This window comes from Amycolatopsis sp. NBC_00348 (genome assembly GCF_036114655.1).
Taxonomy (GTDB): Bacteria; Actinomycetota; Actinomycetes; order Mycobacteriales; family Pseudonocardiaceae; genus Amycolatopsis.
On record NZ_CP107994.1, the window covers coordinates 9,032,467 to 9,058,345 of the forward strand.

Annotated in this window: 20 protein-coding genes and 3 tRNA genes; 11 read left to right on the plus strand and 12 right to left on the minus strand. The window is 70.6% G+C overall.

Going from position 1 to position 25,879, the window contains the following annotated elements; all coding sequences use genetic code 11:
* The first annotated feature begins 60 nt into the window (after window positions 1-60).
* The 3 genes from htpX to OHS58_RS40520 all read left to right on the plus strand — a co-directional run bounded on the left by htpX (window position 61) and on the right by OHS58_RS40520 (window position 3,417).
* Window positions 61-921, plus strand: coding sequence for a zinc metalloprotease HtpX (htpX, locus tag OHS58_RS40510; protein ID WP_326945971.1), 861 nt, complete (start codon window positions 61-63; stop codon window positions 919-921).
* Window positions 922-1,010: 89 nt separating this feature from the next.
* Window positions 1,011-2,105 carry an LLM class flavin-dependent oxidoreductase gene (locus tag OHS58_RS40515; protein ID WP_328645874.1) on the plus strand — a complete coding sequence of 365 codons (1,095 nt, stop codon included), beginning with the start codon at window positions 1,011-1,013 and terminating at the stop codon, window positions 2,103-2,105.
* Between the two features lies 1 nt (window position 2,106).
* A complete protein-coding gene (locus OHS58_RS40520) occupies window positions 2,107-3,417 on the plus strand; it encodes an NtaA/DmoA family FMN-dependent monooxygenase (protein ID WP_328645875.1) in 1,311 nt (436 codons plus the stop codon).
* Here OHS58_RS40520 and rfbA read toward each other — a convergent pair.
* Together rfbA and OHS58_RS40530 are read right to left on the minus strand one after the other, a co-directional pair.
* Window positions 3,414-4,295 (minus strand): glucose-1-phosphate thymidylyltransferase RfbA, encoded by an 882-nt coding sequence (gene rfbA / locus OHS58_RS40525; RefSeq protein ID WP_247060435.1) that lies wholly within the window; start codon window positions 4,293-4,295, stop codon window positions 3,414-3,416. The two genes, OHS58_RS40520 and rfbA, sit on opposite strands and share 4 nt — an antisense overlap.
* Window positions 4,296-4,371: 76 nt before the next feature.
* Window positions 4,372-5,508 carry a sialidase family protein gene (locus OHS58_RS40530; RefSeq protein WP_326945974.1) on the minus strand — a complete coding sequence of 379 codons (1,137 nt, stop codon included), beginning with the start codon at window positions 5,506-5,508 and terminating at the stop codon, window positions 4,372-4,374.
* Between the two features lie 177 nt (window positions 5,509-5,685).
* Between OHS58_RS40530 and OHS58_RS40535 the strand changes: the two genes are divergently transcribed.
* A complete protein-coding gene (locus OHS58_RS40535; protein ID WP_328645876.1) occupies window positions 5,686-6,345 on the plus strand; it encodes a hypothetical protein in 660 nt (219 codons plus the stop codon).
* A 16-nt stretch (window positions 6,346-6,361) separates the two neighbouring features.
* Entirely contained in the window at window positions 6,362-6,802 is a 441-nt protein-coding gene (locus OHS58_RS40540) for a GNAT family N-acetyltransferase (RefSeq protein ID WP_328645877.1), read from the plus strand.
* Between the two features lie 348 nt (window positions 6,803-7,150).
* Here the strand turns inward: OHS58_RS40540 and OHS58_RS40545 are convergent, their stop codons facing one another.
* Window positions 7,151-7,642, minus strand: a complete 492-nt coding sequence (locus tag OHS58_RS40545) for a YajQ family cyclic di-GMP-binding protein (RefSeq protein WP_247060445.1) — start codon at window positions 7,640-7,642, stop codon at window positions 7,151-7,153.
* A 117-nt stretch (window positions 7,643-7,759) separates the two neighbouring features.
* Here OHS58_RS40545 and OHS58_RS40550 point away from each other — a divergent pair.
* Window positions 7,760-7,842 (plus strand) — tRNA-Tyr (locus tag OHS58_RS40550).
* A gap of 46 nt (window positions 7,843-7,888) precedes the next feature.
* Here the strand turns inward: OHS58_RS40550 and OHS58_RS40555 are convergent.
* From OHS58_RS40555 to OHS58_RS40575, 5 genes are read right to left on the minus strand one after another with little or no spacing between them, the layout of a single operon-like run.
* Window positions 7,889-10,756: a carbohydrate-binding protein gene (locus tag OHS58_RS40555; RefSeq protein WP_328645878.1), complete on the minus strand. Its 2,868-nt coding sequence runs from the start codon at window positions 10,754-10,756 to the stop codon at window positions 7,889-7,891.
* A gap of 22 nt (window positions 10,757-10,778) precedes the next feature.
* Window positions 10,779-11,639, minus strand: coding sequence for a carbohydrate ABC transporter permease (locus tag OHS58_RS40560; protein WP_328645879.1), 861 nt, complete (start codon window positions 11,637-11,639; stop codon window positions 10,779-10,781).
* Window positions 11,636-12,592, minus strand: coding sequence for a carbohydrate ABC transporter permease (locus OHS58_RS40565; RefSeq protein WP_328645880.1), 957 nt, complete (start codon window positions 12,590-12,592; stop codon window positions 11,636-11,638). Before OHS58_RS40565 ends, OHS58_RS40560 begins: the two co-directional genes overlap by 4 nt.
* Complete coding sequence (locus OHS58_RS40570) at window positions 12,589-13,944, minus strand: ABC transporter substrate-binding protein (protein ID WP_328645881.1); 1,356 nt, start codon at window positions 13,942-13,944, stop codon at window positions 12,589-12,591. The genes OHS58_RS40565 and OHS58_RS40570 overlap by 4 nt, the downstream gene beginning before the upstream one ends.
* Before the next feature lie 31 nt (window positions 13,945-13,975).
* Window positions 13,976-15,625, minus strand: a complete 1,650-nt coding sequence (locus tag OHS58_RS40575; RefSeq protein ID WP_328645882.1) for a glycoside hydrolase family 13 protein — start codon at window positions 15,623-15,625, stop codon at window positions 13,976-13,978.
* A 173-nt stretch (window positions 15,626-15,798) separates the two neighbouring features.
* On the opposite strand from OHS58_RS40575, the gene OHS58_RS40580 reads away from it, so the two are divergent.
* Complete coding sequence (locus OHS58_RS40580) at window positions 15,799-16,818, plus strand: LacI family DNA-binding transcriptional regulator (RefSeq protein ID WP_328645883.1); 1,020 nt, start codon at window positions 15,799-15,801, stop codon at window positions 16,816-16,818.
* Window positions 16,819-16,879: 61 nt separating this feature from the next.
* On the opposite strand, the gene lon is transcribed toward OHS58_RS40580, so the two are convergent.
* From lon to OHS58_RS40600, 4 genes are all read right to left on the minus strand, one after another.
* Complete coding sequence (lon, locus tag OHS58_RS40585) at window positions 16,880-19,282, minus strand: endopeptidase La (protein WP_328645884.1); 2,403 nt, start codon at window positions 19,280-19,282, stop codon at window positions 16,880-16,882.
* 392 nt (window positions 19,283-19,674) lie between these two features.
* Window positions 19,675-20,523: an SAM-dependent methyltransferase gene (locus tag OHS58_RS40590; protein ID WP_328645885.1), complete on the minus strand. Its 849-nt coding sequence runs from the start codon at window positions 20,521-20,523 to the stop codon at window positions 19,675-19,677.
* Complete coding sequence (locus tag OHS58_RS40595) at window positions 20,520-21,371, minus strand: SAM-dependent methyltransferase (protein WP_328645886.1); 852 nt, start codon at window positions 21,369-21,371, stop codon at window positions 20,520-20,522. The genes OHS58_RS40590 and OHS58_RS40595 overlap by 4 nt, the downstream gene beginning before the upstream one ends.
* A 72-nt stretch (window positions 21,372-21,443) precedes the next feature.
* A complete protein-coding gene (locus OHS58_RS40600) occupies window positions 21,444-22,382 on the minus strand; it encodes a GNAT family N-acetyltransferase (RefSeq protein WP_326945986.1) in 939 nt (312 codons plus the stop codon).
* Window positions 22,383-22,622: 240 nt separating this feature from the next.
* Between OHS58_RS40600 and OHS58_RS40605 the strand changes: the two genes are divergently transcribed.
* The 4 genes from OHS58_RS40605 (at window position 22,623) to rpmG (ending at window position 25,840) form a co-directional block, all read left to right on the plus strand.
* Window positions 22,623-25,268: a putative bifunctional diguanylate cyclase/phosphodiesterase gene (locus OHS58_RS40605; RefSeq protein ID WP_326945987.1), complete on the plus strand. Its 2,646-nt coding sequence runs from the start codon at window positions 22,623-22,625 to the stop codon at window positions 25,266-25,268.
* A gap of 80 nt (window positions 25,269-25,348) precedes the next feature.
* Window positions 25,349-25,421 (plus strand) — tRNA-Thr (locus tag OHS58_RS40610).
* A 131-nt stretch (window positions 25,422-25,552) separates the two neighbouring features.
* Window positions 25,553-25,625: transfer RNA gene (locus OHS58_RS40615), tRNA-Met, on the plus strand.
* Between the two features lie 50 nt (window positions 25,626-25,675).
* Window positions 25,676-25,840: a 50S ribosomal protein L33 gene (gene rpmG / locus OHS58_RS40620; protein WP_005152047.1), complete on the plus strand. Its 165-nt coding sequence runs from the start codon at window positions 25,676-25,678 to the stop codon at window positions 25,838-25,840.
* Window positions 25,841-25,879: the final 39 nt, after the last annotated feature.

A 25,879-nucleotide genomic window follows, 5' to 3' on the forward strand; every position in this document is an offset into this window, starting at 1 on the left:
GTTGTTTCCAGTGGGTAACCCACCAGAAGAGCGGGAAAGAGCGGACGGAGGCGAGCGCGCGTGCACGGGCACCAGAACGGGTTGAAGACGGCGTTGCTGCTCGGCCTGCTGTCGGCGATCATCGTCGCGATCAGCGGGCTCTTCGGCCGCGGTGCCCTGGTCATCGGCCTGGTCATCGCGCTGGGGATGAACGCCTTCGCCTACTTCAACTCGGACAAGCTGGCGTTGCGCGCGATGCACGCGCAGCCGGTGTCCGAGGCCGAGCAACCCGCGATGTACCGGATCGTGCGCGAGCTCGCGACGGTCGCCCGGCAGCCGATGCCGGCGCTGTACCTCAGCCCGACGGCCGCGCCGAACGCGTTCGCCACCGGCCGCAGCCCGCGTCACGCCGCGGTCTGCTGCACCACCGGCATCCTCGACATCCTCGACGAGCGCGAGCTGCGGGCCGTGCTCGGCCACGAGCTGTCCCACGTCTACAACCGCGACATCCTGATTTCGTGCGTCGCCGGGGCCCTGGCCAGCCTGATCAGCGTGCTCGCGAACATCGCGTTCTTCTTCGGCGGCAACAACCGTGACGGGAACCCCCTGGTCGGCCTGCTGCTGCTCTTCGTCGGGCCGATCGCGGCCGCCGTCATCCGGATGGGCGTGAGCCGGTCGCGGGAGTACCAGGCCGACGCGTCCGGCGCCGAGCTGACCGGCGACCCGCTGGGCCTCGCCTCGGCGTTGCGGAAGCTGGACGCGGGCACGCGGGCGCGGCCGCTGGTCGCGGAGCCGCAGCTGGTGTCGCAGTCGCACCTGATGATCGCGAACCCGTTCCGCCCGGGCGAGGGCATGAGCAAGCTGTTCTCGACGCACCCGCCGATCGCCGACCGCATCGCGCGGCTGGAGGAAATGGCCCGCCGCGCCCCCGGCGGCCTCTGACCCCCAGGCGTCACTTTCGCCGGGAAAGCTGCGTTTCTTCCACATGGTGGGACGGGGAATCCACGTCGGGCGCGCGGAGTTGCGCAGGCATGGTCTCCGCAGAGCTGCACCTGGGCGTCGCCATCGACGGGGCCGGGTACCACCCGGCCGCGTGGCGCGTGTCCGCGGCCGAGCCCGCCGCGCTGTTCACCTCGGGCCACTACCTGAAGTACGCGAAGCTCGCCGAAGCGGCTTCGCTCGACTTCGTCACCCTCGACGACTCGCTGGCGCTGCAGTCCGGCGGCGAACAGGTCGTCCGCGGCCGCCTCGACGCGCTGCTCACGCTGTCCGCGATCGCGCCGGCGACCAGCGGGATCGGCCTGGTGCCGACGGTCACCACCACGCACACCGAGCCGTTCCACGTCTCGACGTCGGTCGCGACGCTGGACTACGCCAGCCGGGGCCGCGCCGGCGTGCTCGCCGTGCCGTCGCGCACCGACGCCGAGGCCGCGCACTTCGGCCGGCGCCCGGCGCCCGCCGAGGCCGCCGCGGAGGCGGAGAACGCCGAGGTCGTCGACGTCGTCACCCGGCTCTGGGACAGCTGGGAGGACGGCGCGATCATCCGCGACGCGGCCACCGGCCGGTTCATCGACCGGGAGAAGCTGCACTACGTCGACTTCGAGGGCGGCTTCTTCAGCGTGAAGGGCCCGTCGATCACGCCGCGGCCGCCGCAGGGCCACCCGGTGACCGCCGTCTACGGCGATTCCCCGCACGCCGTCGCCGCCGACCTGGTCATCACCAGGGCGGACCACCTCGACGCCGTGCGCGCCGCGGCCGCGCGGTTCCCCGGCGCGAAGGTGCTCGCGACCGTCTCGATCGTGCTCGCCGAGACCGCGCAGACCGCCCGGGACCGGCGGCGGGAGCTGGACGCGCTGACGCCGTTCGAGCCCGTCGGCCTGTCGTTCGTCGGCACGCCCGCGCAGCTGGCCGCCGAGCTGCCGCGCTGGGCCGCCGAGTCCGGCGTCGCCGGCTTCCACCTGCGACCGGCGGTGCTGCCCGACGACCTCGACCTGCTGACCGGCGAGGTCGTGCCGGCCCTGCGCGCGGCCGGCGCGTTCCGGCCCGGCTACCGCGGCTCGACGTTGCGCGAGCACCTCGGGCTCGGCCGCGCGGTCAACCAGTACGCCGTCACCCCGGGAGCCTGAGATGACCAAGCAGATCAAGCTCGCCGCGTACTTCCCCGGCGTCAACAACACCACGGTGTGGAGCGATCCGGCGGCGGGCAGCCAGATCGACTTCGCGTCGTTCGAGCACCTCGCCCGCACGGCCGAACGCGGCAAGCTCGACTTCCTGTTCCTCGCCGAAGGCCTGCGGCTGCGCGAGCACGCGGGCAAGATCCTCGACACCGACGTCGTCGGCCGGCCCAACACGACCGCCGTGCTGGCCGCGCTGTCGGCCGTCACCACCCACCTCGGCCTGGCCGGGACGCTGTCGTCGACGTTCAACGAGCCCTACGAGGTGGCGCGCCAGGTCGCGAGCATCGACCACCTCTCCGGCGGGCGCGCGGCGTGGAACGTCGTGACGTCGCCGGACGCCTGGACCGGCCGGAACTTCCGGCGCGGTGGCTTCCTCAAGCGCGAGGACCGGTACGCGCGCGCCGAGGAGTTCCTGGCCACCGTGCGCGAGCTGTGGGACAGCTGGCAGCCCGGAACCCTGGTGGGGGACAAGGAGAACGGCGTCTTCGCGCGCGACCCCGGCAAGTTCGTCCACAGTGGACCGCAGTTCGACATCCACGGCGAGTTCACGCTGCCGCGCACCCCGCAGGGGCAGCCGGTCGTCATCCAGGCCGGCGACTCCGACGAAGGCCGCGAGTTCGCCGCGAAGGCCGCCGACGTCATCTTCAGCCGGCACGGCACGCTCGAAGACGGCCAGGCGTTCTTCCACGACGTCAAGCGGCGGTTGAGCACCTACGGCCGCGAGCCCGGCGAGCTGCTGATCATGCCGGCCGCGGCGTTCGTCCTCGGCGACACCGATGCTGAAGCCGCGGAGCGCGCGCGGGAGATCCGGTACCAGCAGGTCCGCCCGGCCACCGCGATCCAGTTCCTCGAGCAGGTGTGGAGCCGCGACCTGTCGGCCTACGACGTCGACGGGCCGCTGCCCGACATCGACCCTGACCCGGACGCCGCGCCGCTGACCTGGGGCCGCGTCCGGCACGAGAAGGACCCGGCCGCGCTGGCCGCGAAGTGGCGGGCCCTCGCCGAGGAGAAGAAGCTGTCGATCCGCGAGCTGGTGATCGAGGCCACCGCGCGTCAGCAGTTCGTCGGCTCGCCCGCGACCGTGGCCGGGACGATCGACGAGTACGTCCAGTCCGACGCGGCCGACGGCTTCGTCCTCGCCCCGCACCTCACCCCCGGCGGGCTCGACGAGTTCGTCGAGAAGGTCGTCCCCCACCTGCAGGAACGCGGCGTCTTCCGGACCGAGTACGCCGGGCCGACGCTGCGTGCCCAGCTGTTCTAGGCCGCGGCTCCCGCCGCTACGGCGACGGCCTTGACGTAGTCGCCGTAGCCGGACTTCGCGAGCTTCGAGCCCAGCGCGTAGCACTCGTCGGCGTCGATGAAGCCCATCCGCAGCGCGATCTCCTCGAGGCAGGCGATGCGCACGCCCGTGCGGTGCTCCAGCACCTGCACGAACTGCCCGGCTTCGAGCAGCGAATCGTGCGTGCCGGTGTCGAGCCAGGCGAACCCGCGGCTCAGCTCGATCAGCGTCGCGCGGTCCTGGCGCACGTAGGTGAGGTTGACGTCGGTGATCTCCAGCTCGCCGCGCGGCGACGGCTTGAGCGCCCGCGCGATCTCGACGACCTGGTTGTCGTAGAAGTACAGCCCGGTGATCGCCTTGTTCGAGCGCGGCTTGGCCGGCTTCTCCTCGATGGAGACCAGCTTGCCGTCCGCGCCGACCTCGCCGACGCCGTAGCGCTCGGGATCCTTGACCGGGTAGCCGAACAGGACGCAGCCGTCGAGGTCCCGGACCGCGGCCTGCAGCCGGCTGGAGAAGCCCTGGCCGTAGAAGATGTTGTCGCCGAGCACCAGCGCGACGTCGTCGTCGCCGATGAAGTCCGCGCCGATCACGAACGCCTCGGCCAGCCCGTTGGGACTGGCCTGCTCGGCGTAGGTGAACGCGAGGCCGAACTGGTCGCCGTTGCCCAGCAGCTTGCGGAACATCGGCAGGTCAGCGGGGGTGGAGATGATGAGGATCTCGCGGATCCCGGCCAGCATCAGCACCGAGATCGGGTAGTAGACCATCGGCTTGTCGTAGACGGGGAGCAGCTGCTTCGACACCGCCTGGGTGATCGGGTGCAAGCGTGTCCCGCTGCCTCCGGCCAGCACGATGCCCTTCATTCGCTGCCTCCCTCTGCTCGGTCCACCGCCGCGGCCCACCCTACGGGGCAACGGGTGGAGCCGTGATGGGGAAGCGCTAGAAGGCCGGCCCCTTGCCGAAGTAGGCCTTGCAGCCGAGGTTGTACTCGGTGGCGATCTCCAGGACGTTCTTGCCGTCGTCGACCGGCAGCAGCGTCGAGGAGTAGTTGGGGCAGAAGTTGTTGTAGATGCCGGTGATGTGCACCGGCGCGGGCAGCTCGTACCAGTTGCCGCTGCCGAAGTTGTCGTTCGCGAGCAGGACCTGGCCGTTGCCGGGCTGCGGTTTGCCCTTGGCGTCGGTGTAGATCTGCCCGACCATGACGATCCGGACGCCGTTCGGACCGCCGGGGAACAACGTGATCGTCTGCGCGTGCTGGAAGTAGTTGCCGTTCGCGGTGTTGACCCGGGTGCCGGGATCGGTCGGACTGCCCCAGTTGGCGCCGTCGGGCGAGATCTTGAAGTACGGGTCGCAGTAGCGGTCGCGGAAGTTGCAGATCTCGTAGGCGAAGTAGTACCGGCCGTCGGGCAGCCGCCGGATGATCGGCATGCCGGGGCGGACCCGGTCCGGCGGGATGGCCAGGGTGAGCTGCTTGGTGCCCCAGTTCACGCCGTCGGTCGAGGCGACGCGGTTGAGCACCTGCGCGTACTTCGGGGCCTGCGTCTCGTCGGCGAAGTGCAGCCAGAGCGTGCCCCCGGCGTCGACGGTGAACTCCGGCTCCCAGATGCCGTCGATGTTGTGCGAGCGGGCGGCTTCGGCCAGGAACCCCCAGGAGCGGCCGCCGTCCTTGCTGGCCCAGATCTTGATCCCGACGCGGCGCTGCGCCCCGGCGTCCTGCCGGTAGGACGCGGCCCACAGGAGGGTGCCCGCGCGGAGCCGGCCGACGCGCTGCGGGAGTTCGTAGAGGGTGCCGCAGCACATGCCGTAGCGGCCGTCGGGGTCGTGGATCTCGGCGATCTCGTGGAACGACGCGCCTTCGTCCGTGCTCTCCATGACGGGGGTGAACTTGCCCCCGGCGTCTTCGCTGGTGAGCGCGGCGATGATGCGCCCGCGTCCGAAGGCGGAGTGCTCGAGCCGCACGAGCCGGGCGTAGGAGCCGTAGCCGGGAACGAGCTGCCGGCGCTCGGCGGCGCTCGCGGGTGTCAGCAGGGCGGTGACGAGGACCAGCGGAAGCACGAAGACGAGCAAACGGCGCATCCTGACCCTCTCCACGCGGTGACCGCGCGATTACAACACGCTGCGGGCGGTCTGCTGTGGACGGTCGCGCGGCGTTCGCACGTTCGGGGTTTGCCTGTGCCCGATTGGGTGATCGATCACACAAGGCGACGGTAACGCCGGGGCAAAGCCGGCCGAAAGATCACTGAGGGGGATCTGATGAAGAAATTGGTGTGCGCGCTGGCGGCCGTGGTACTGGCGTCGGGGTGCGCGTCGGGGACCGGGTACGGCGTGATCGTGGCGGCCGGTTCTTCTGCTTCTTCGCCTCCTTCCACGGCTGCGCCGGCCGCGCCGCGGGACGTGCCGCCGGAGACGCACACGGGCAAGGGCGAAGGCCAGTTCGCGGTGACGTGGCCGGCGGACCAGCTGGGCTTCTTCACGTTCGACTGCCCGAAGTGCGCGGGCAACGTGATCATCAGCACCGACGGCGGTGAGTTCGGCCTGGTCAACGCGATCGGCGCGTACAAGGGCACGACCTGGCTGAATACGGAACCGGACCGCCCCACGAGGAAGGTGACGGTCCTGGCGGACGCCCCTTGGACGGCGACGATCGCGGACTACCGAAGCCTCCCGGAGGCCGGCGCCTCCAAGCCGTCGACCGGCAAGGGCGACGCGGTCCTGCGCGTCCCGGCGGGCATCACACGCGTCCACCTCAAAGCGAAGACCCGCGGCAACATAGCGCTGTGGGTGCAGTCCGCCGAGACCGGCGACCTGCTGGTCAACGAGATCGGCGACGTCGAGGTGGACCGGGACGTTCGAGGTCCGGCGTACCTGAGGGTGGACGGCTACGAGACGAGCTGGACGATCACGCCGTCCTGAGCGGAGGCATTCGTTGGTGGAGATCGGCTTCCTGACCGAGTCCGACCGCGCCCGCTGGGAGGTCCTGGCCCGCGGCAAAGACGCGCACTTCGAGGTGGAGCGAGCCGACGAAGCCTACGAACGCACCTGGCGCCGCTTGCTGGACGACGACCGGACCCGCGGAATCGCCGCCCGCCTGAACGGCGAGGTGGTGGGCGCAGCGCACTACCTGTTCCACGCGAGCATCTGGTACGCCGCGAAGTGCTACCTGGCGGACCTGTTCGTGGACCCGACCGTCCGCCGGCGGGGCATCGCGACGGTGATGATCGACTGGGTGGCGCGGGACGCGAAGGAGCAGGGTTTCCCGGGCCTGTACTGGAACACACTGGCGGACGCCCCAGCACGCGCGCTGTACGACAGGGTGGGCAAGTACCACGAGGGCTTGATCCACTACAGCTACCGACGCGACCGAGACTGATCGAAGACCAGTGGGTGGCCCCGCGGCATCTCGTCGACCTGGCGAAGCCCGATCACACCGGGTCAAGGGGGCCTTTCCGCTCAACGCGACGGGCGTCGAAAAGCCCCCTTGACGCGGCGTGATAGCCCTTGTGGAGGTCGACGAGATGCCGCCCGGCCACCCACGAACGCGACTTGCATGTGTGGCCGGCCATCTCGGAGACCTGCCCGTCCGGCGAGGACATCTTTCCTCGCGGCCACGGCTAAGTGCGCGGCTTCCGGGATCAGCCCGCCGAAGCCCTCACTCACGAGTCCTTCAGGCGGACCCGCGAGCACCTCAGTCCGAGATACCCGCAGGTCAACCCCCAGCTCAGCGGTAGTTCGTAAACTGCAGCGCGATCTCGAAGTCCTTGCCCTTGAGCAACGCGATCACGTCCTGCAGCTGGTCCTTCTTCTTGCCCGACACCCGCAGCTGGTCGCCCTGGATCTGGGCTTGCACGCCCTTCGGGCCCTCGTCGCGGATGAACTTGGCGATCTGCTTCGCCTTGTCCGAGGCGATGCCCTGGATGATCTTGCCGCTGAGCTTGTAGATCTTGCCCGACAGGGCCGGCTCGTCCGCTTCGAACGCCTTCAACGAGATGCTGCGCTTGATCAGCTTCTCCTTGAAGACCTCGACCGCGGCCAGGGCGCGCTCCTCGGTCTCGGACTCGATCGCGATCGCCTCCTCGCCGGACCAGTTGATCGTCGTGCCCGTGCCGCGGAAGTCGAAGCGCGTGCCCAGCTCCTTGCTCGCCTGGTTCAGCGCGTTGTCCACCTCCTGGTGGTCGACCTTGCTCACGACGTCGAAAGAGGGATCCGCCACGTGTCCTCACACCTCGTACTCGCTAGTCAGGGGCACCCAGCCTAGTCCCGGGTATCCCGGTTGACCCCCGCCGGGAGTGCTTGGGTAAGCTTCTCCCCGGCCGGTACAACCGGCTTGGGCGGGTTACCCGAGTGGCCAAAGGGGACTGGCTGTAAACCAGTTGGCTTACGCCTACGGGGGTTCGAATCCCTCACCCGCCACGCCCAACGGCCCCGGTGACCTCGCAGGTCACCGGGGCCGTTTGCGTTAAAAGCCCGAGTTCCCGGCTCCCCTCACCAGCGTGTAGCCGCCGTCGTCGAGCAGCCCTCCGGACGTGGCGCCCGTCACCGTTGTATGTGCGATCGATGCGCTGCCCGTCGCGTTCGTCTCGATGCCGTACGTGCCCGCTCCGGCGATCGTGACGCGGTCGAAGCTCAGCTGTGTGATCGACTTCTGGAAGCTCAGCAGCACGCCCTGGTAACCGCTGTCGGTCAGCGTCAGGTCCTCGACGACGATCGGGGCCGCGATGGGTGCCGAATCGGCGTAGATCCAGAGGCCGCCGATCGCCGAGTTCCAGTTGTACTCGAAGCTGCCCGTCCTCACGAGCGTGTTGCGGCGGATCGACGTCGTGCCCGACAGGGGGACCGGGTTGAAGCGGGTGCCGACCGTGATGCCCGAGCCCGCCGTGACGTTGTCCGCGACGACGTTGTCCTCGACGCGGTTGCCGGACCCGCCGAAGACGCCGATGCCGTTGGCCAGCGCCGGCGACTGGACCGTGTTGAACGTGTACGCGCTCCCGGCCACCGTGTTGCCTTCGGAGAACATCGCCAGCCCGTCGTCGCCGGTGTTGCGGACCATCGACTGGTCCACGCGCACGTTGCTCGTGCCGGCGTCCTTGGCGTGGATGTTGACGCCGTCCGCGAACGTGTCGCGGATCCGCGTGCCGACGACGTACAGGCCGTTCGTGCCCGAGTCGGCCCACAGCCCGACCTTGGTGTGCTCGATCCACAGGTTCTGGATCAGCGACCCGGTGCCGAAGTTGCCGTCCAGCGCGCCGTCCGAGCCGTTGTCGTCGCGGATCCGGACGTCACCGAAGATCGCGAAGTCGGCCAGCGTCACGTTGCTGCCCGTGCCGAAGAAGCCACCGCGCGGACCGGTGCCCTGGATCACCGACGACCACGGCCCCGCGCCGAAAACGCGCACGTTCGCGACGTTGATCTTCGATGTGATCCGGAACGTCCCCGCCGGGATCCACACCGGCTTGTTCTGGGCCGCGCCCGCGGCGATCGCGGCGTTGATCGCCGACGTCGCGTCCGACCCGTTGTCCGGCACCGCGCCGTACGACGTGATGGACAACGCGCCCGCCGGGGCGGTCGCCGCGGCCGGGGCCTGTTCGGCGTCCAGCAGGTCGACGTCGTAGTACGCGGCCGTGCTCGACGCGTCCTTCTGCAGCTTCAGGACCGTGCCCGCGGGCCAGTCGCCGATCGAAGCGCGCGTCTCGTCGTAGTACCGGTGCGGGCTGCCCTGCGACGGCACGTTCGTGTACGGGTACGCGCCGTAGACCCAGCTGTAGTTCGACGTCAGGGACAGGTCGCGGATCTTCGTCCCGTTCGCGTACAGCGCCAGCGGCGCGGTCTGCCCGGCGCCGTCCGCGCTGTCCGGGATCGAGAACCGCAGGGTGACGGCGTTCGCGGGCTTGGTCAGCGTGACGCTCACCGACTGCCCGGTCGCGCCGAGCCGCACCGCGCGGCGGCCGCTCGACTCGGCCTGGACCGTGTGGAACGTCCGGTCCGCGGCGAGCACGGTCCCGGTGGTCGTCCCGGCTTCGGCCTCGTACTCGGTGTACGGCGTCGTCGCGCCTCGCGCGGCCAGCGCCGTCTCGTTCGCGACGACGACGCTGTCGACCAGGACGTCGCTGCCGGTGCCGGCCAGCTGCAGCGTGTTGACGCCGGCGCGGACCGGCACCGTGACCGTGGCCGTCCGCCAGCCGGTGCCGGACGGCAAGGTCGCCGTCCCGGCGTCACGGCCGTTCGCCGCCACCGCGAGGGTGCCCGCGTTGGCGAACCGGATCGTCGCGGTCGCCGTGCCCGCCGACGCCATCGCGAACGTGCGCACCAGACGCGCGCCCGCGGTCCCGAAGCCGGTCACGTAACCCGGCCCGGTGAAGCCCGTGGTCGCCGTGCCGACGGTCGCGCCGCCGGACAGGAACGCGGCTTCCGCCTCGCCCGGCCCCGCCGGTTGCGAAGGCACCGACGGCGTCACAGTCAAGTTGTCGAGGTTCACGTTGCCGGAGTCGGTGCTGTCGAACGCGTACGCCACCGTGTGGTCGCCCGCGGTCAGCGTCACGGACTCGGTCGCGCTGGTCCAGGTGTCCCAGTTCGCCGACGCCGGTAGCGACACCTGGCGTTGCCGGACGCTGTCGACATAGAGCGAAAGCGTCATGGCGGCACCGGTGCCGTTCGCGTACCGCAGCGCGAGCGACTGCGCCCCCGCGGTGGTCACCTTGACCGCGAACGACGTCCGGGCGTTGCCCTTGTTGCCGTCGGTGTAGCCGCCGACGAACCCGCTCCCGCTGTAGCCGGGGTGCTCGGTCGAGACGACCGCGCCGCCGGTGAGCGTCGCGTTCTCGGCCTCGAACAGCGGACCCGCCTGCCCGGTGGCGGACGGCGTCACGTCGAGGCGGTCCAGGTTGACGTTTCCGCTGTCACCCGAGCCGAATGTGTAGGACACGCTGTGCGCGCCGGCGCCGAGGGTGACGGCGACGCTCGCCGAGCCCCAGCTGTCCCAGGAAGCCGTCGCGGGCAACGAAACCTGTTGTGCGGCAGAGGAATCCACGGCCAATGTGAGGGTTCGCGCGGACCCGGTGCCGTTGGCGTAGCCGAGCGCGAGGGTGTACGAACCGGCCGAGGCCGCGCTGACGGCGAACGTCGTCCGCGCGGTGCCGCGGTGGCCGTCGGTGAAACCGCCGACGAAGCCGGAACCGCTGTAGCCGGGATGGTCGGTTTCGACCACAGCGCCGCCCGAAAGAGCAGCGGATTCGGCTTCGAGACGGGTGGTCGCGGCGTGCGCCGGGACCGTGGACACCAACGCGGTGAAAGTGAGCACCGCGACGGCCAGGACAGAGGATCTGCGCATCTGTTTTCTCCCAACAAGAGAGTCAGCCCTTGACGGCTCCGCTCAAGGCGTTGCCGCGCAGGAACATCCGCTGGAACACGAGGAACAGCACGACGGGGATGACCGTCGAAATAGCCAAAGCGGCGAGGAAGACGTCCAGCTCGACGAACTTCTGCAACGCCGGCAGCCGGACCGAGAGCGGCTGGACCGCCGGGTCGGGCAGCACCAGCATCGGCCACAGGAAGTCCTTCCAGGCGGCCACGATCGCGAACACCGAGACGACGCCGAGGATCGGCCGTGACATCGGCAGCACGACCGACCAGAACAGCCTCAGCGGGCCCGCACCGTCGACGCGAGCGGCTTCGAACACCTCACGCGGGAGGTTGTCGAAGAACCGTTGCACCAGAAGGATGTTGAACGCGCTGGCGCCCGAAGGCAGCCAGACCGCCCAGAACGAGTTGATCAGCGAGAAGTCGACCATCGACAGGTACAGCGGTACCAGCAGCACGACGGCCGGCACGAACAACGTCGCCAGGACGACGCCGGTGAGCACCTTCCGGTAGCGCGGGCGCAGCACCGACAGCGCGAACCCGGCCGTCGTCGCGACGATCAGCTGCACCAGCCACGACCCGGCGGCGACCCACACGGTGTTGAGGAAGTACTTGTCGATCTGCACGCGCGTCCACGCCGTCGAGAGGTTGGCGAAGTCGATCCCGTGCGGCCACAGGGCCAGCGGGTCGCGCAGCGTGTCCTGCGTCGGCGTGACCGCCGCCTTCGCCAGCCACAGCATCGGACCCAGGCCGGCCAGGAACAGGGCCGCGAGCAACAAAGCGTGCAGGGTGCGGGTCGTGCGGCGGACGGCGGGCCGCCGCCAGTCCGACGGCGAGAGCAGGGCGCGCGTCATGACTTGCTCCAGGAGCGGGTGAGGCGGAAGTACACGGCGGAGAACAAGCCCAGGACCAGGGCGAGCAGGACGCTCAACGCGGTCGCGGCGCCGTAGTCGCCGCCGAGGCTGTCGGCGAAGGCGTAGTCGTAGACGAGCAGCAGGATCGTGGTCGTCGAGCGCGCCGGGCCGCCGCCGGTGAACAGGAACGGCTCGAGGAACACCTGCGCGGTGCCGACGATCTGCAGGATGAACGTGATCAGCAGGACGCCGCGCAGGTGCGGCAGCGTGACGTGCCAGACCTTGCCCCAGACCGACGCGCCGTCGATCTCGGCCGCCTCGTACTGCTCGGGCGGGACGCTGGTCAGTGCGGCGAGGTAGATGATGATCGTGGCGCCGGCCGCGGCCCACGTCGCCTCCGCGACCAGCGAGAACATCGCCGTTGACGCCGACTGCAGCCACGGCGCCGGGCTGATCCCGACGGCGCCCAGCACGGTGTTGAACACGCCGTTCGGGCTCGCGTCGTAGAAGAACTTCCACAGCAGCACGGCCACCACCGGCGGGATCACCACCGGCAGGTAGGCCAGCGCGCTGTAGAGGCCCTTCGCCCGGCGGACCTCGCTCATCAGCACCGCGGCGACGAGCGGGATCGGGTAGCCGAGCAGCAGCGCGAGCACGGCGAACCACAGCGTGTTGCCGACGGCGTTCCACAGCTGCGGGTCGCTGAGGACAGCGCGATAGTTGTCGAGCCCGACGAACACCGGGTCGGACACGAGGTTCGTCTGCTGGAAGCTCATCACGACGGCCTGACCGATCGGCCGCCACGAGAACAGCCCGAACACGGCCAGCATCGGCAGCAGGAACAGGACCGTGCCGAGGCCGCCGCCGCGCACCCACGTCATCGGGGTGCGCCGGCGGCGGGCCCGGGCCGGGCGGCGGGTGGTGACCGCCGGCCGGGCCGCCGTGAGCGTCACGGCTTGTCCAGCAACGCCTGGGCCTGCGTCTGCGCGTCGGCCAGCAGGGCGGGGATGTCCGCGCCGCGGTCGGTCAGGACCTTCTGCGCCACCGGGTCGAGCAGGCCGTAGACCTGCTGGGTGGACCGCGTCGGCTCCGGGATCAGCGGCTGGCCGAACATCTTGTCCGTGTACGGCGTCATCTGCTTCACCGGCACGTTGACGTACTGCGCGATCCAGCCCAGCCGCTGGTCGAAGGTCGCCTTGTCGAACACCGGCAGCTCGGGGGAGCCGACGGCTTCACCGGAGTCCGCGGTCGCCTTCGCGTCGGCGACGGCCGCGGCCTGGTCGGCCTGCTTGCTCAGGTAGTAGAAGTCGATCCACTTCACGGCCGCGGCCTTGACGGCGTCGTTCGCCTTGGCGTTGACGCCGGCGAGCGTGCCGCCGCCGAGGACACCGGCGTTCGGGCCGTCCAGGGGAAGGGCCGTGACGCCGTAGTCGTCCGCCTTGATCGCGTTCTGCGCCTTCAGCGAGCCGTAGTTGCCGCCGCCGGAGACGTACATCCCGATCCGGCCGGCGGCGAAGTCCTGGTTGATGCCGTTCCAGTCGTAGAGGAAGTTGGCGCCCATGCTGTTGTCGTCCCAGCGCATGGTGTGGATGGTCTGCAGCGCGCGGGCCATCTGCGGCGTGTTCAGCGTCGCGGTCGCCTTGTCGCCGGCCAGCTGCTCGGTGCGGCCGCCGAAGGCGTAGTCGAGCGTGGCGAGGATCCAGCCGCCGGTGTTGTCCGTGGTCAGCTGGGCGTAGCCGGCCTGGCCGGTCTTCCCGGCGATCTGCTTCGCGTCCGCGCGGATCTCGTCCCAAGTGGACGGTGGCTTGTCCGGGTCGAGGCCGGCCTGCTTGAACAGCGTCCGGTTGTAGTGCAGCGCCTGGCCGTGGGCGGCGATCGGGACGGCCCACATCTTGCCGTCGTCGGCCGAACCGGCCTTCGCGACTTCGGGGTTGAACTTCTTCGCGTACGGCAGCTGGTCGACCAGGCCGCTGATGTCGGCGAGCTGACGGCGTTCGATCAGGCCGCGGCCGTCGGTGAACGGCATGGTCAGGACGTCGGGGAGCGTGCCGCCCGCCAGCTGCGCGGTGAACGTCGTCGCGTCCCACTTGAACTCCTGCGGGACCAGGTCGATCTTCGGGTTCGCGGTTTCGAACTGCGTGACCCGGGTGTTGAACGCGGCGACCGCGCCCTGGTCGAGGCCCGGTTCGATGGACACCTTGACGACGGTCTTGCCGTCGGCGGTGGTGGTGGCGTCGCCACCGGAACAGGCGGTCAGCGCGGCGGCGGCGCACAGGCACACCGCGGCGATCTTCGAGGACTTCATCGTCACTCCTAGCGGTTTTCGACGCGGGGTTTCAGACTCGCAGCCAGACGGCTGTGTCGGTGGGCAACTGGGAGTCGGCCGGCTCTTCGCTGACGAGCAGGACTTCGAGGTGGGACGGCAGGTCGATCGGGGTTTCCCCGAAGTTGACCAGGCAGAGCAGGTCGTCGCCACGGCGGAAGGCGAGGACGTCGTCGCGGTTTTCGCCCGCCCAGGCGAACTCCTCCCCACGCAACGCCGGTTCGGCCCGGCGCAGCGCGATCATGGTGCGGTAGAGCGTCAGCATCGACCGCGGATCGCCGTCCTGCCGCTCGACCGAGTAGTCACCCCAGTTCGCCGGCTGGGGGAGCCACGGGGTTCCGGCACCGAACCCGAACGCGCTGTCCGCGTCGGACGTCCAGGGCAGCGGGACGCGGCAGCCGTCGCGGCCGGGGTCGGTGCCGCCGGAGCGGAAGTGCATCGGGTCCTGCAGGACGTCCAGCGGCAGGTCCTCGACCTCGGGCAGGCCCAGCTCGTCACCCTGGTAGACGTAGAGCGAGCCGGGCAGGGCCGCCGACAGGAGCGCGGCCGCGCGGGCCCGGCGCTGCGCCTTCGCCAGGTCGGTGGGGATGCCGAAGGCCCGGCCCACGAAGCCGAACGAACTGTCTTCCCGGCCGTAGCGGGTGGCCGCGCGGGTGACGTCGTGGTTGGACAGCACCCACGTCGGCGGCGCGCCGACCGGGCCGTGGGCGTCCAAAGTGGACACGATTGCCGTGCGCAGCTCGCCGGCGTCCCACGGGCGCATCATGAAGTCGAAGTTGAACGCCGTGTGCATCTCGTCCGGCCGCAGGTAGCGGGCGAAGCGGTGCGGGTCGGCCAGCCAGACCTCGCCGACCAGCACCCGCGGCTCGGCGTAGGAGTCGGCGACGGCCCGCCAGCCGCGGTAGATGTCGTGGATCTCGTCGCGGTCGACGAACGGGTGCGCGTCCGGCGTCACCTCGTTGGGCAGCATCGGGTCCTTGACCGGCATGGTCGCGGAGTCGATGCGGATGCCCGCGACGCCCCGGTCGAACCAGAAGCGCAGCACGCGCTCGTGCTCGGCGCGGACGTCCGGGTGGTTCCAGTTGAGGTCCGGCTGCTCGGGCGCGAACAGGTGCAGGTACCAGTCGCCGGGCGTGCCGTCCGGGTTCGTGGTGCGCGTCCAGGTGCCGCCGGAGAAGCTGGACTCCCAGTCCGTCGGCGGCAGCTCGCCGTGCTCGCCGCGGCCCGGGCGGAACCAGAACCGTTGGCGCTCCGGCGATCCCGGCCCGGCGGCCAGTGCGGCCCGGAACCACTCGTGCTGGTCCGAGACGTGGTTGGGGACGATGTCCACAATGGTCTTGATGCCCAGCCCGGCGGCTTCGGCGATCAGCTGTTCGGCCTCGTCGAGGGTGCCGAACGCCGGGTCGATGACGCGGTAGTCGGCGACGTCGTACCCGCCGTCGGCCAGCGGCGAGGAGTACCAGGGCGTGAACCAGATGGCGTCCACGCCGAGGCGTTTGAGGTGGGGCAGGCGGGCGCGGACGCCGGCGAGGTCACCGGTGCCGTCGCCGTTCCCGTCGGCGAAACTGCGGGGGTAGATCTGGTAGATGACGGCACCGCGCCACCACGGTGCCGCCTGCTCGGCGGGTGTGGTCAGCGGGCTGGTCGAGAGGTCGGTGGTCACGGGACTCCCGTTCTGGCTCAACGGTTTCCGGAGCGCGGCGAAGGGTGCGGACCCAGGTCCGCAGCGATTAGGTTTAGCGCTATACCTCGATAGACGGTAATGTCGTCCCCGGCCGCTTGTCAACGGCCGGTCCCGTAACCTTGGGGCCCGGGGTGAGCGAGAGGAGTCCGAGGGTGCGCGTCACGCTGCGGGAGGTCGCCGAGCAGGCGGGCGTGAGCATGATGACCGTGTCGAACGTGATGAACGGCAACCGCGCGCGCGTCTCACCCGGGACCATCGAGAAGGTCCAGCGCATCGCGGCCGAGCTGGGGTACGTCCCGAGCGCGTCGGCGCGCAGCCTCGCGACGAAGGCGTCGCGGCTGGTCGGCCTGCTGGTGCCGGCCGCCGACGAGGACAGCCTGATGATCAGCCCGCACACCATGGCGATCGTCGGCCTGATCGAGCGCGAGCTGCGCAAGTACGGCTACCACCTGCTGCTGCGCGGCGTCGCCCACCCGGACGAGGTCGCCGAGGCCCTGCGGTCGTGGAGCCTCGACGGCGCGATCCTGCTGGGTTTCCTCGACGAGGAGGTCGGCAACCTGACGAAGAAGACGATCGGCGCGGTCCACGTCGTCGCGATCGACAGCTACTCGGCGAACCGCCTCACGACGGGCACGCGCTCGGACGACTTCGCGGGCGCCCGCCTCGCGGCCCGGCACCTCCTGGACCTCGGCCACCGCCGCATCCTGTTCGCCGGCCCGGCCTTCAGCGGCGTAGGCGTGGTCCACGAACGCTTCGAGGGCTTCTGCCAGGCGTTCGCGGACGCCGGCGTCGCCCGGCCGGACCTGGTGGAGACGGTCAACACGACGTACGCCGAAGGCCACGACCTGGGCCTAGCTCTCGCGGATCGCCACCCCGGCATGACGGCGCTGTTCGCGACGGCGGACATCCTCGCGGTCGGCATCGTCCACGGCCTGACCGAGGCGGGTGCGCGCGTCCCGGAGGACATCTCGGTGGTCGGCTTCGACGACCTCGACCTCTGCAACTACGTCACACCGAGGCTGACGACGGTGTCGCAGGACATCGCCCGCAAGGCATCAACGGCGGTGTCCATCCTGATGGACTCGATCGAGAAGAGCGAACGCCCGAAGCACCCGGTGACGATCGACGTCTCGCTGGTCGAACGCGAGTCGACCGCCCCGGTCCGGATATAGGGAAACGGCCGGTTTCCCTTGGGGGACAGGGAAACCGGCCGTTCTGTGGCGGCGTTCGGGGTTACGCCGCCTGGGCGACCGGCGTCGAAGCCGGCGTCAGGGCGAGGTCGAGGACCTCGCGGACGTTCGCCACCGCGTGGACGTCCAGCTGGGACAGCACCTCGGCCGGGACGTCGTCCAGGTCCGGCTCGTTGCGCTGCGGGATGATCACCGTCTTCATCCCCGCGCGGTGGGCCGCCAGCAGCTTCTGCTTGACGCCGCCGATCGGCAGGACGCGTCCGGTCAGGGACACCTCGCCGGTCATCGCGACGTCCGCCTTGACGACGCGGCCCGAGAGCAGCGACGCCAGCGCCGTCGTCATCGTGACGCCGGCCGACGGGCCGTCCTTGGGCACCGCGCCCGCGGGGACGTGGACGTGGATGCCGCGGTTCTTCAGGTCGCCGACCGGCAGTTCCAGCTCCGCGCCGTGCGAGCGCAGGTAGGACAGCGCGATCTGGACGGACTCCTTCATCACGTCGCCGAGCTGGCCGGTCAGCTGCAGCCCGGACGCGCCGGACTCCTGGTCCGCCAGCGACGCCTCGATGTAGAGGACGTCACCGCCGGCCCCCGTCACCGCCAGGCCCGTGGCCACACCCGGGGTCGCGGTCCGCTGGGTCGACGCGGGCAGCGACGACTCCGGCAGGTGGCGCGGCCGGCCGAGGTAGTCCGGTAGGTCGGCATCGTCGATCGTGAGCGGCAGGGTGGCCTGGTCCAGCGCCACCTTCGTCGCGATCTTGCGCAGCACCTTCGCGATCGTGCGGTTCGCGGCGCGCACGCCCGCCTCGCGGGTGTACTCCGCGGCGATCCGGCTGAACGCGGCGTCGGTCAGCGCGACGTCGTCCGTGCTCAGGCCGGCGCGCTCCAGCTCGCGGGGGAGCAGGTGGTCGCGGGCGATGGTGACCTTCTCGTGCTCGGTGTAGCCGTCCAGCGTCACCAGTTCCATCCGGTCCAGCAGCGGGCCGGGGATGGTCTCCAGGGCGTTGGCCGTCGCCAGGAACACGACGTCGGACAGGTCCAGCTCGACCTCGAGGTAGTGGTCGCGGAACGTGTGGTTCTGTTCCGGGTCCAGCACTTCGAGCAGCGCCGCGGTCGGGTCGCCGCGGTAGTCGGCGCCGATCTTGTCGATCTCGTCGAGCAGCACGACCGGGTTCATCGAGCCGGCTTCCTTGATGGCGCGGACGATCCGGCCGGGCAGCGCGCCGACGTAGGTGCGGCGGTGGCCGCGGATCTCCGCCTCGTCGCGGATGCCGCCGAGGGCGACCCGGACGAACTTGCGGCCCATGGCCTTCGCGACGGACTCACCCAGCGACGTCTTGCCGACCCCGGGAGGGCCCGCGAGGGCGAGCACCGCGCCGGAACGACGTCCGCCGACCGGGCCGAGACCCGACTCCGCGCGACGCTTCCGGACGGCCAAGTACTCGATGATGCGTTCCTTGACGTCGTCCAGGCCCGCGTGGTCCGCGTCCAAGACCGCCCGCGCGGCCGCGATGTCGTAGACGTCCTCGGTGCGCTCGTTCCAGGGCAGCTCCAGGACGGTGTCCAGCCAGGTGCGGATCCAGCCGCCCTCGGGGGACTGCTCGGACGTCCGGTCCAGCTTGTCCACCTCGGCCAGCGCGGCCTTCTTCGCGGCGTCGGGCAGCTCGGCGCCTTCGACGCGGGCGCGGTAGTCCGTGTCGTCGGTGCTGCCGTCGAGCTCGCCCAGCTCCTTGCGGATCGCTTCGAGCTGGCGGCGCAGCAGGAACTCCTTCTGCTGCTTCTCCATGCCTTCGGAGACGTCCTTGCGGATCGTGTCGGTGACCTCGAGCTCGGCCAGGTGCTCCTTGCTCCACTCGAGCGCCTTCTCCAGGCGGGCGGTGACGTCGAGCGTGGTGAGCAGCTCGACCTTCTGGTCGGTGTCGAGGTACGGCGCGTTGCCGGACAGGTCGGCGACCGCGGACGGGTCCTCGACCTGCTGGACGGCGTCGATCAGCTGCCAGCCGCCGCGCTGCTGGAGGATCGAGATGACGACGGCCTTGTACTCGGCCGCGAGCTTCGCGGTCTGGTCGCCGGTGGTTTCGGGGGCGTCCTCGGCGTGCACCCAGCGGGCGGCGCCGGGACCGTCGGCCATCCGGCCGACGAGCGCGCGGGCGGTCCCGCGCAGCAGGACGGCGGCCTTGCCACCGGGCACGCGCCCGATGCGCTCGACGGTCGCGACGGTGCCGTACTCGGCGTACTCACCGTGGACGCGCGGCACGATCAGGACTTCGGCCTTGGCGGTGCCGGTCGACCGGATGCCGGGGAAGGACGCCTGGCTGGGCGTGCCGGCCTGGGCGGACTCCACCGCGGCCCGCGTCTCGGTGTCGGTGAGGTCGAGCGGGACGACCATGCCCGGCAGCACGACGTCGTCATCGAGCGGGAGCACGGGCAGGAGGCGGGTGTCGGACATGTGCACTCCTCGGGTAGTTGAGTCTGCCTTGCTCAACTCTCCGATGGGTGTGTTTGTTTCCGATGGTGCGTTCGCCCACAGCGATCAGGGAAAGCGCAGGTCAGAGACTCGGGCGGCGATCAAGGACGGTGACCGGTCGCGTGGACCGGCCTGCCCGCCGGAGATCGTGGGCCGCGGACGGGTGCGGCGAGACCGCTCCCGCCGACGTGCGCGAGCCGCCCGTACGTGAGCGGAGGAGGTCACGTCCGGTGCCGAGACGACCAGGGCGGATCGAGGGTCTGCGCTCGCCCGGCGCAGGTCGCGGCAGGTCGCGGCGAAGAGAGGTCGTCAGAGCAGGCGTGTGTGCGCCTCGTCGAGTCCGAGCCGTGTCCGGCGCCGAGGGAAAGCGCAGTTCAGAGGCTCGGGCGGCGCGCAACGGCGCACCAGGCGAAGGGCCGCGTCTCCAGATCCAGCACCGTCGGACGCTCGTCGGGGCGCCAGTCCGGCAACGATGTCATCCCCGGCGGCAAGAGCGGCCAGCCGCCGAACCAGGGGAGCAGTTCTTCCGCCGTGCGCAGCCACGCGGGGTTCGTCGTGGCGCGGTAGGCCTCGATGAATCGTTTCACCTCGGCCGCGCGGGCCGGTGGGGCGTCGTCGCGGCAGGTGCCGTGCGTCAGCGCCAGCCAGCTGCCCGGCGCCAGCTTCGCCCGGTACGTCGCCATCAGGCCGTCGGGGTCGTCCGAGGGGCCGACGAAGTGCATCACCGTGATCATCAGCAGGCACACCGGCCGCGACCAGTCGATCAGGTCCGACACGACGTCGTCCGCGAAGATCTCCGCGGGCCGCCGGATGTCGCGCTCGACCAGGCCCGCCCAGTCCGTCGCGTCTTCCTTCTCCAGGATCAGCCGGGAATGCGCGGCCGCCACCGGCTCGTAGTCGACGTAGACCACCGACGCGCGTTCGCCGTCGGGCAGCAGCTCCCGGACGATCTCGTGCACGTTGCCCGCGGTCGGCACACCGGAGCCGAGGTCGACGAACTGGCGGACGCCGGCGTCCATCGCGGCCGAGACGACGCGGTTCATGAACGCCCGGTTCTGCCGCGAGATCGGCCGGATCAGCGGCCACACCTTCTCCACGCGGCGGCCGAACTCGCGGTCGACCGCCCAGTGGTGGTTGCCGCCGAGGTACCAGTCGTAGACGCGCGCGGCGGACGGCTTCTCCGTGTCCACCCCGGCGGGTGCGATCGGCGCGTTTTCGCTCATCCGAGCGGCTTCTCCGCGATACCGCACCACGCGTACGGGCGGGCTTCGGCTTCCAGGACGTTCAGCTTCCGGTCGGGCCGCCAGTCCGGCAGGTGCACGACGCCCGGTTCCAGGATCGGCCAGTCGCCGAACAGCGGCACGATCTCCTCGCGGGTGCGCAGCCACACCGGGTTGCTCGTCTTCCGGTACTGCTCGACGAACCACCGCAGCCCGGCCAGCGACTCACCTTCGCCGTCACCCTCGCTCATCTGCGAGATCGCCAGCCAGCTGCCCGGCGCGAGCGCGTCGCGGTACGCCTTGAGCAGGCCGTGCGGGTCGTCGTCCGGGCCGACGAAGTGCAGCACCGCCATCATCAGCACGCAGACCGGCTTCGAGAAGTCGATGAGCCGCTTCGTCTCTTCCGCGCGCAGCACGGCCTTGGCGTCACGCATGTCGGCCTGGACGATGCCGGCCCAGTCGGTCGCCGCCTCCTCTTCGAGGATGAGCGTCGCGTGGGCGACGGCTACCGGCTCGTAGTCGACGTAGACGACCGTCGCGTCGTGCTCGTCCGGCAGCTCGGCCTCGACGACCTCGTGGACGTTGCCGGCCGTGGGGACACCGGAGCCGAGGTCGACGAACTGGCGGATCCCGGCCTTGAGAGCCGCGCGCACGGCGCGGTTCATGAACTCGCGGTTCTGCTTGGAGCCGGGGCGCACGAGCGGCCACTGCTGTTCGACGCGCCGCCCGAACTCGCGGTCCACGGCCCAGTTCTGGGTACCGCCGAGGTACCAGTCGTAGATCCGGGCCGCGGACGGCTTCTCCGTGTCGACGCCCTCGGGTGCTCTGGGCGCGGCGTCCCGCTCGTTCACTTCGGCTCCCCATCCCTCGAGTCCTGGCGCCAGCCTATAAGGACGGAGTGCGACCGGTAATCCGCCAGTAGTTCACCGAACGGCTGGGCGACGCTGCCAATACGTCCACAGCGGCCGGTAGCCCTGGGCGTACCAGAACGGCGTCGAAAGCGGGTTCGCCGCGGCGTGGTGCAGCAGGACGACGTCGGTGCCCTCCTCGTCGAGCACCTGGTGGGCGTGGGCCGACAGCGCGGTACCGACACCGGAGGACCGCGCCGCCTCGGCGACGGCCAAGGACGACAGGTAGCCGACGCGCTCGGCCTTGACGCGGTCGCTGATCCAGCCGGTCTCGCCCGGGTGCTGGACGTTCACCATGCCGAGCGCCCGGCCGTACAGCTCGGCGATCCACAACGGCGGTTCCGGCCGGTTGAGCTGCTCGGCGAGGTCCTTGGCCAGGATGTCCTCGACGCCCGAGCGCAGGTTCACCGTGCCGTACTGGGCGTCGAAGGAGTGCAGCTCCATCCCCAGCGCCACCGCGGTGTCGAGGTCGCCGGGCTCGGCCCGGCGGATCTTGACGCCCGGGGTGCCGCGCGGGCCCTCCGGGATCATCCGGTCGGCCGGGCGGACCGCGACCACGCGCAGCGGCGCGAAGCCGTGGTGCAGCATTTCGCGCGTGCCGGCGGCGTCCCGGCTGGCCCGCGGGAGGACCGCGGCGGTCTCGGTGTCGCCCGGTTCGGCGACCGCGCGCAGATGTTCATCCCATCGGGTGAGGAGGGCGTCGAGCGCGGCGGCCGGCTGCGGACCCGCCAGCTGGAGGTCGAGGCGGTGCTCGGTGAGCGCGCGCCACGGCGCGTTGGGGGCGTCGCGGTCCACCTGGACGCGGGACGCGCGCCCGGTGGCGGCCGAGTCGCCGAGGTCGACGTCCAGCACCACCGCGTTTTCGGTGCTCTCGAAGGGGGAGGAGCCGGGGAGGAGGGGGTCCACCGCCGCGAGCCGCGTCGCGTGCTCGGTGGCAATCACATCGCTGTGCATGGGGCACATTGAAGCGCTAACCGGCCCGGAATGCGTAGAGGGTGCCTCGGGGATAGGGGATACCTGATGTTTCACCCCTTGGTCCACGCAGGTCAGCGCTATCGAGGCATTGTTAACCCTGGGGTGATCTCCTACTGTCTCGAAAGGGACATGAGTACGCCCTACGGGGTACGGTATGGCCCTTGTCCACACCTGACGTCACGGATCAGGACCGGTGGGCAATCCGGGAGGGAAGAACGGATGCCGGAGACCAACGCGCACGGCGACGCCGTGGCGCAGCCCGGGCCGGGCGGTCCCGCGACCGCGCCGCTCCCCGTGGCCTCCGCCGAGGCACGGACCGACGAACGCCGGTTCCGCGCCTACACCTTCGCGGTACTGAGCCTGGGACTCGTCGCCGCGTTCGCGGTCGGCTCGTGGCTGCCGTTCCACTGGGACAGCAAGCTGCTGTGGATCGGCCCGGTCCTCGCGGTCGCGTTCCTGCTCGCCGAACAGCTCGGCATCAACGTCGACGTCCGCAGCGGCATCTCGTGGACCATCTCCTTCACCGAGATCCCGCTCGTCATCGGTTTCTTCATCGCGCCGTTCGAGGTCGTGCTGGCCGCGCACCTGGTCGCGGGCATCGGCACGCTGCTCGCGCGGAAGGTCGCCGGCCGCGTCCTCTACAACGCGGGCGCGTTCCTGCTCGAGATCACCGGCGCCTTCGCGGTCGCCGGCCTGGTGAAGGTGGCCGTCGGCGCCGGTGCGGGCAGCGAGATCCCGTGGGTCGCCGCGCTCGCCGGCACGCTGACCGCGCCGCTCGTCAGCACGCTGCTCGCGCTGGCCGCGGTGCGCGTGCTGCGCCGCCGGATGCGCGTGAGCACCGCCGTCCGGCTCACCGCGCGGATCCTGGTCGTCGGGTTCGTCAACGCGTCGGTCGGCCTCTCCGGTTACCTCGTCATCTCGAACACGCCCAAGGCGTGGCCGCTGGTGCTCGCCGTCTTCCTCGGCCTCACCGCGCTGTACTGGGCCTACTCCGACCTGCTGCGCGAGCAGCGGGACATGGAGGCGCTCTCGGACGTCAGCCTGATGGTCGCCCGCTCCGGCCAGCAGGCCGCGGCGCGCCCGGCCAGCCGCGCGGACGAGCTCGTCGGCGGCGTCGACGTCCGCGAGTGGGCGACGATCGCCGAGCGCATCAAGGACCAGCTCGCCGCCGGCCGCGTCGTGCTGCGGCTGCGGCTGGAGCCGAAGGACACCATGCGCGTGGTCGTCGCGGGCGACGACCTGCCGGCCGCCGACCCGGGCGCCGACGACCCGCTGCTGCGCCTGCCCGGCGCGCACGTCCGGCACTTCCGGATCACCGAGGCCAACCCCGACGTCCGCGCGGCGCTGCTCGACCGCGGCGCGCAGGAGGCGCTCGTCGTCCCGCTGCGCAGCGCGAACCAGCTGCTCGGCGTCGTCGAGGCGCACGACCGGCTGTCCCGCTGGCGTGGTTTCGGCAAGTACGACGTCCAGCTGCTCGGCACGATGGCCAGCCACCTCGCGACGTCGCTGGACAACCGGCGGCTGCTCGCGACCCTGCGCCACGACGCCTACCACGACCCGCTCACCGGGCACCTCAACCGGCCGGGCTTCCGGCAGGTGGCGAAGGAACCGTTGCGGGACTTCGCGAACGCCGTCGTGCTGCGGATCGACCTCGACGTCTTCTCGACCGTCTCCGACGCGCTGGGCTACGCCTGGGCCGACCGGATGGTCATCGCCGCCGGCCGCCGCATCCGCGACGCGCTCGGCCCCGACGTCCCGCTGGCCCGGCTCGAAGGCGCGTCGTTCGCGGCGCTGCTCGTCGGCACCCCGCCGGAGGACGCCCACCAGGCGGCCGAGCGGCTGCGCGAAGAGCTGTCCGCGCCGTACCCGGTGGACCGGCTTTCGGTCGAGGCCAACGCGATGATCGGCTACGCGACGACGTCCGCGGAGGAAACCGGCGACGCCGTCGACATCGAAGGCCTGCTGCAGCGCGCCGACGTCGCTGTTCGCGCTACCAAGGGCGGTGAAGAGGTCCGCGGCTACGTGCCGAGCATGGGCCAGATCTTCCTGCGCCGCTTCCAGATGGTCACGCAGTTCCGGCAGTCCCTCGAAGACGGCCAGGTCAGCGTCCACTACCAGCCGAAGATCACCCTGCCGAACCGCCAGGTGGCCGGCGTCGAGGCGCTGGTCCGCTGGGTGCACCCGGAGTTCGGCCGGCTCGGCCCGGACGAGTTCGTCCCGGCCATCGAGGCGGCCGGCCTGATCGGCGTGCTGACGTCGTTCGTGCTCGGCGAGGCGCTGAAGCGCTGCCGCAAGTGGCTCGACGAGGGCCTGCGGATCTCGGTGGCGGTCAACCTGTCGGTGCGCAACCTGGCCGACGAGGACTTCCCGAACAAGGTGGCCCGCGAGCTGGACCGCGTCGGCATCCCGCCCGAGCTGCTGACGTTCGAGCTGACCGAGTCCGGCGTGATGTCCGACCCGCAGAAGGCGCTGCCGATCCTGCGCGAGCTGCACTCGCTGGGCATCACGCTCGCGGTGGACGACTTCGGCACCGGTTACTCGTCGCTGGCCTACCTGCGGCAGCTGCCGGTGGACCAGGTCAAGATCGACAAGAGCTTCGTCCTCGGCATGGGCACCGACCTCGGCGATCTGGCCGTGGTGCGCTCGATCGTCGAGCTGGGCCACTCGCTGGGCCTGACGGTGGTCGCGGAAGGCGTCGAAGAGGACGTCGCGCGCGACCAGCTCGAGGCGATGGGCTGCGACGTCGCCCAGGGCTACCTCATCTCGCGGCCGCTGCCGGAGGACCGCCTGGAGGCGTGGCTGCAGGCCCGCACCGCGCGCTCGCCGGGGCGGCACTCGGAGACCGTCCTGACCCTGCTGACCTGAGGTTTTGCTCTTTCGGGACCCCGGTTGCACGACGGGGTGACGGGACTTGGTAATCTTTCCAAGTCCTCGCGAGAGGCCAGGCCCCTTTAGCTCAGTCGGCAGAGCGTCTCCATGGTAAGGAGAAGGTCTACGGTTCGATTCCGTAAAGGGGCTCCGCGATCAGGCGAGCTATGCTCGGAGAAATCCCGAGCCTGGCTCGCTTCGCGGTGTCCATCTGGGGGTCGAACCCCCAGACCCCCGCCAAGGGGCTACGCCCCCTGGACCCCCGGGGTTGGGCATGTCAGGGCGGTGTAGCTCAGTTGGCAGAGCAAGCGGCTCATAATCGCTGTGTCGCCGGTTCAAGTCCGGCCACCGCTACGCGGTAACGACTGGGGCTCGCCCCGGGACCTGAGAGAGAAGGAAACGCTGTGGCTGCCACCGACGTGCGACCCAAGATCACGCTGGCGTGCGAAGAGTGCAAGCACCGCAACTACATCACCAAGAAGAACCGGCGCAACAACCCGGATCGCCTGGAGATGAAGAAGTTCTGCCCGAACTGCGGTACGCACCGGACGCACAAGGAAACCCGCTGACCGCGTAGCGCGTTCGCACCAGCTTCGAAGAGCCGCCCT

Excerpts from the sequence above, each read along its gene's own strand:
- OHS58_RS40555 (WP_328645878.1), bottom strand. The coding sequence starts at position 10,756 with ATGCGCAGATCCTCTGTCCTGGCCGTCGCGGTGCTCACTTTCACCGCG.
- OHS58_RS40570 (WP_328645881.1), bottom strand. The coding sequence starts at position 13,944 with ATGAAGTCCTCGAAGATCGCCGCGGTGTGCCTGTGCGCCGCCGCCGCG.
- OHS58_RS40590 (WP_328645885.1), bottom strand. The coding sequence starts at position 20,523 with ATGAGCGAAAACGCGCCGATCGCACCCGCCGGGGTGGACACGGAGAAG.
- OHS58_RS40530 (WP_326945974.1), bottom strand. The coding sequence starts at position 5,508 with ATGCGCCGTTTGCTCGTCTTCGTGCTTCCGCTGGTCCTCGTCACCGCC.
- OHS58_RS40515 (WP_328645874.1), top strand. The coding sequence starts at position 1,011 with ATGGTCTCCGCAGAGCTGCACCTGGGCGTCGCCATCGACGGGGCCGGG.
- lon (WP_328645884.1), bottom strand. The coding sequence starts at position 19,282 with ATGTCCGACACCCGCCTCCTGCCCGTGCTCCCGCTCGATGACGACGTC.
- OHS58_RS40600 (WP_326945986.1), bottom strand. The coding sequence starts at position 22,382 with ATGCACAGCGATGTGATTGCCACCGAGCACGCGACGCGGCTCGCGGCG.
- OHS58_RS40560 (WP_328645879.1), bottom strand. The coding sequence starts at position 11,639 with ATGACGCGCGCCCTGCTCTCGCCGTCGGACTGGCGGCGGCCCGCCGTC.
- rfbA (WP_247060435.1), bottom strand. The coding sequence starts at position 4,295 with ATGAAGGGCATCGTGCTGGCCGGAGGCAGCGGGACACGCTTGCACCCG.
- OHS58_RS40520 (WP_328645875.1), top strand. The coding sequence starts at position 2,107 with ATGACCAAGCAGATCAAGCTCGCCGCGTACTTCCCCGGCGTCAACAAC.
- OHS58_RS40605 (WP_326945987.1), top strand. The coding sequence starts at position 22,623 with ATGCCGGAGACCAACGCGCACGGCGACGCCGTGGCGCAGCCCGGGCCG.
- OHS58_RS40535 (WP_328645876.1), top strand. The coding sequence starts at position 5,686 with ATGAAGAAATTGGTGTGCGCGCTGGCGGCCGTGGTACTGGCGTCGGGG.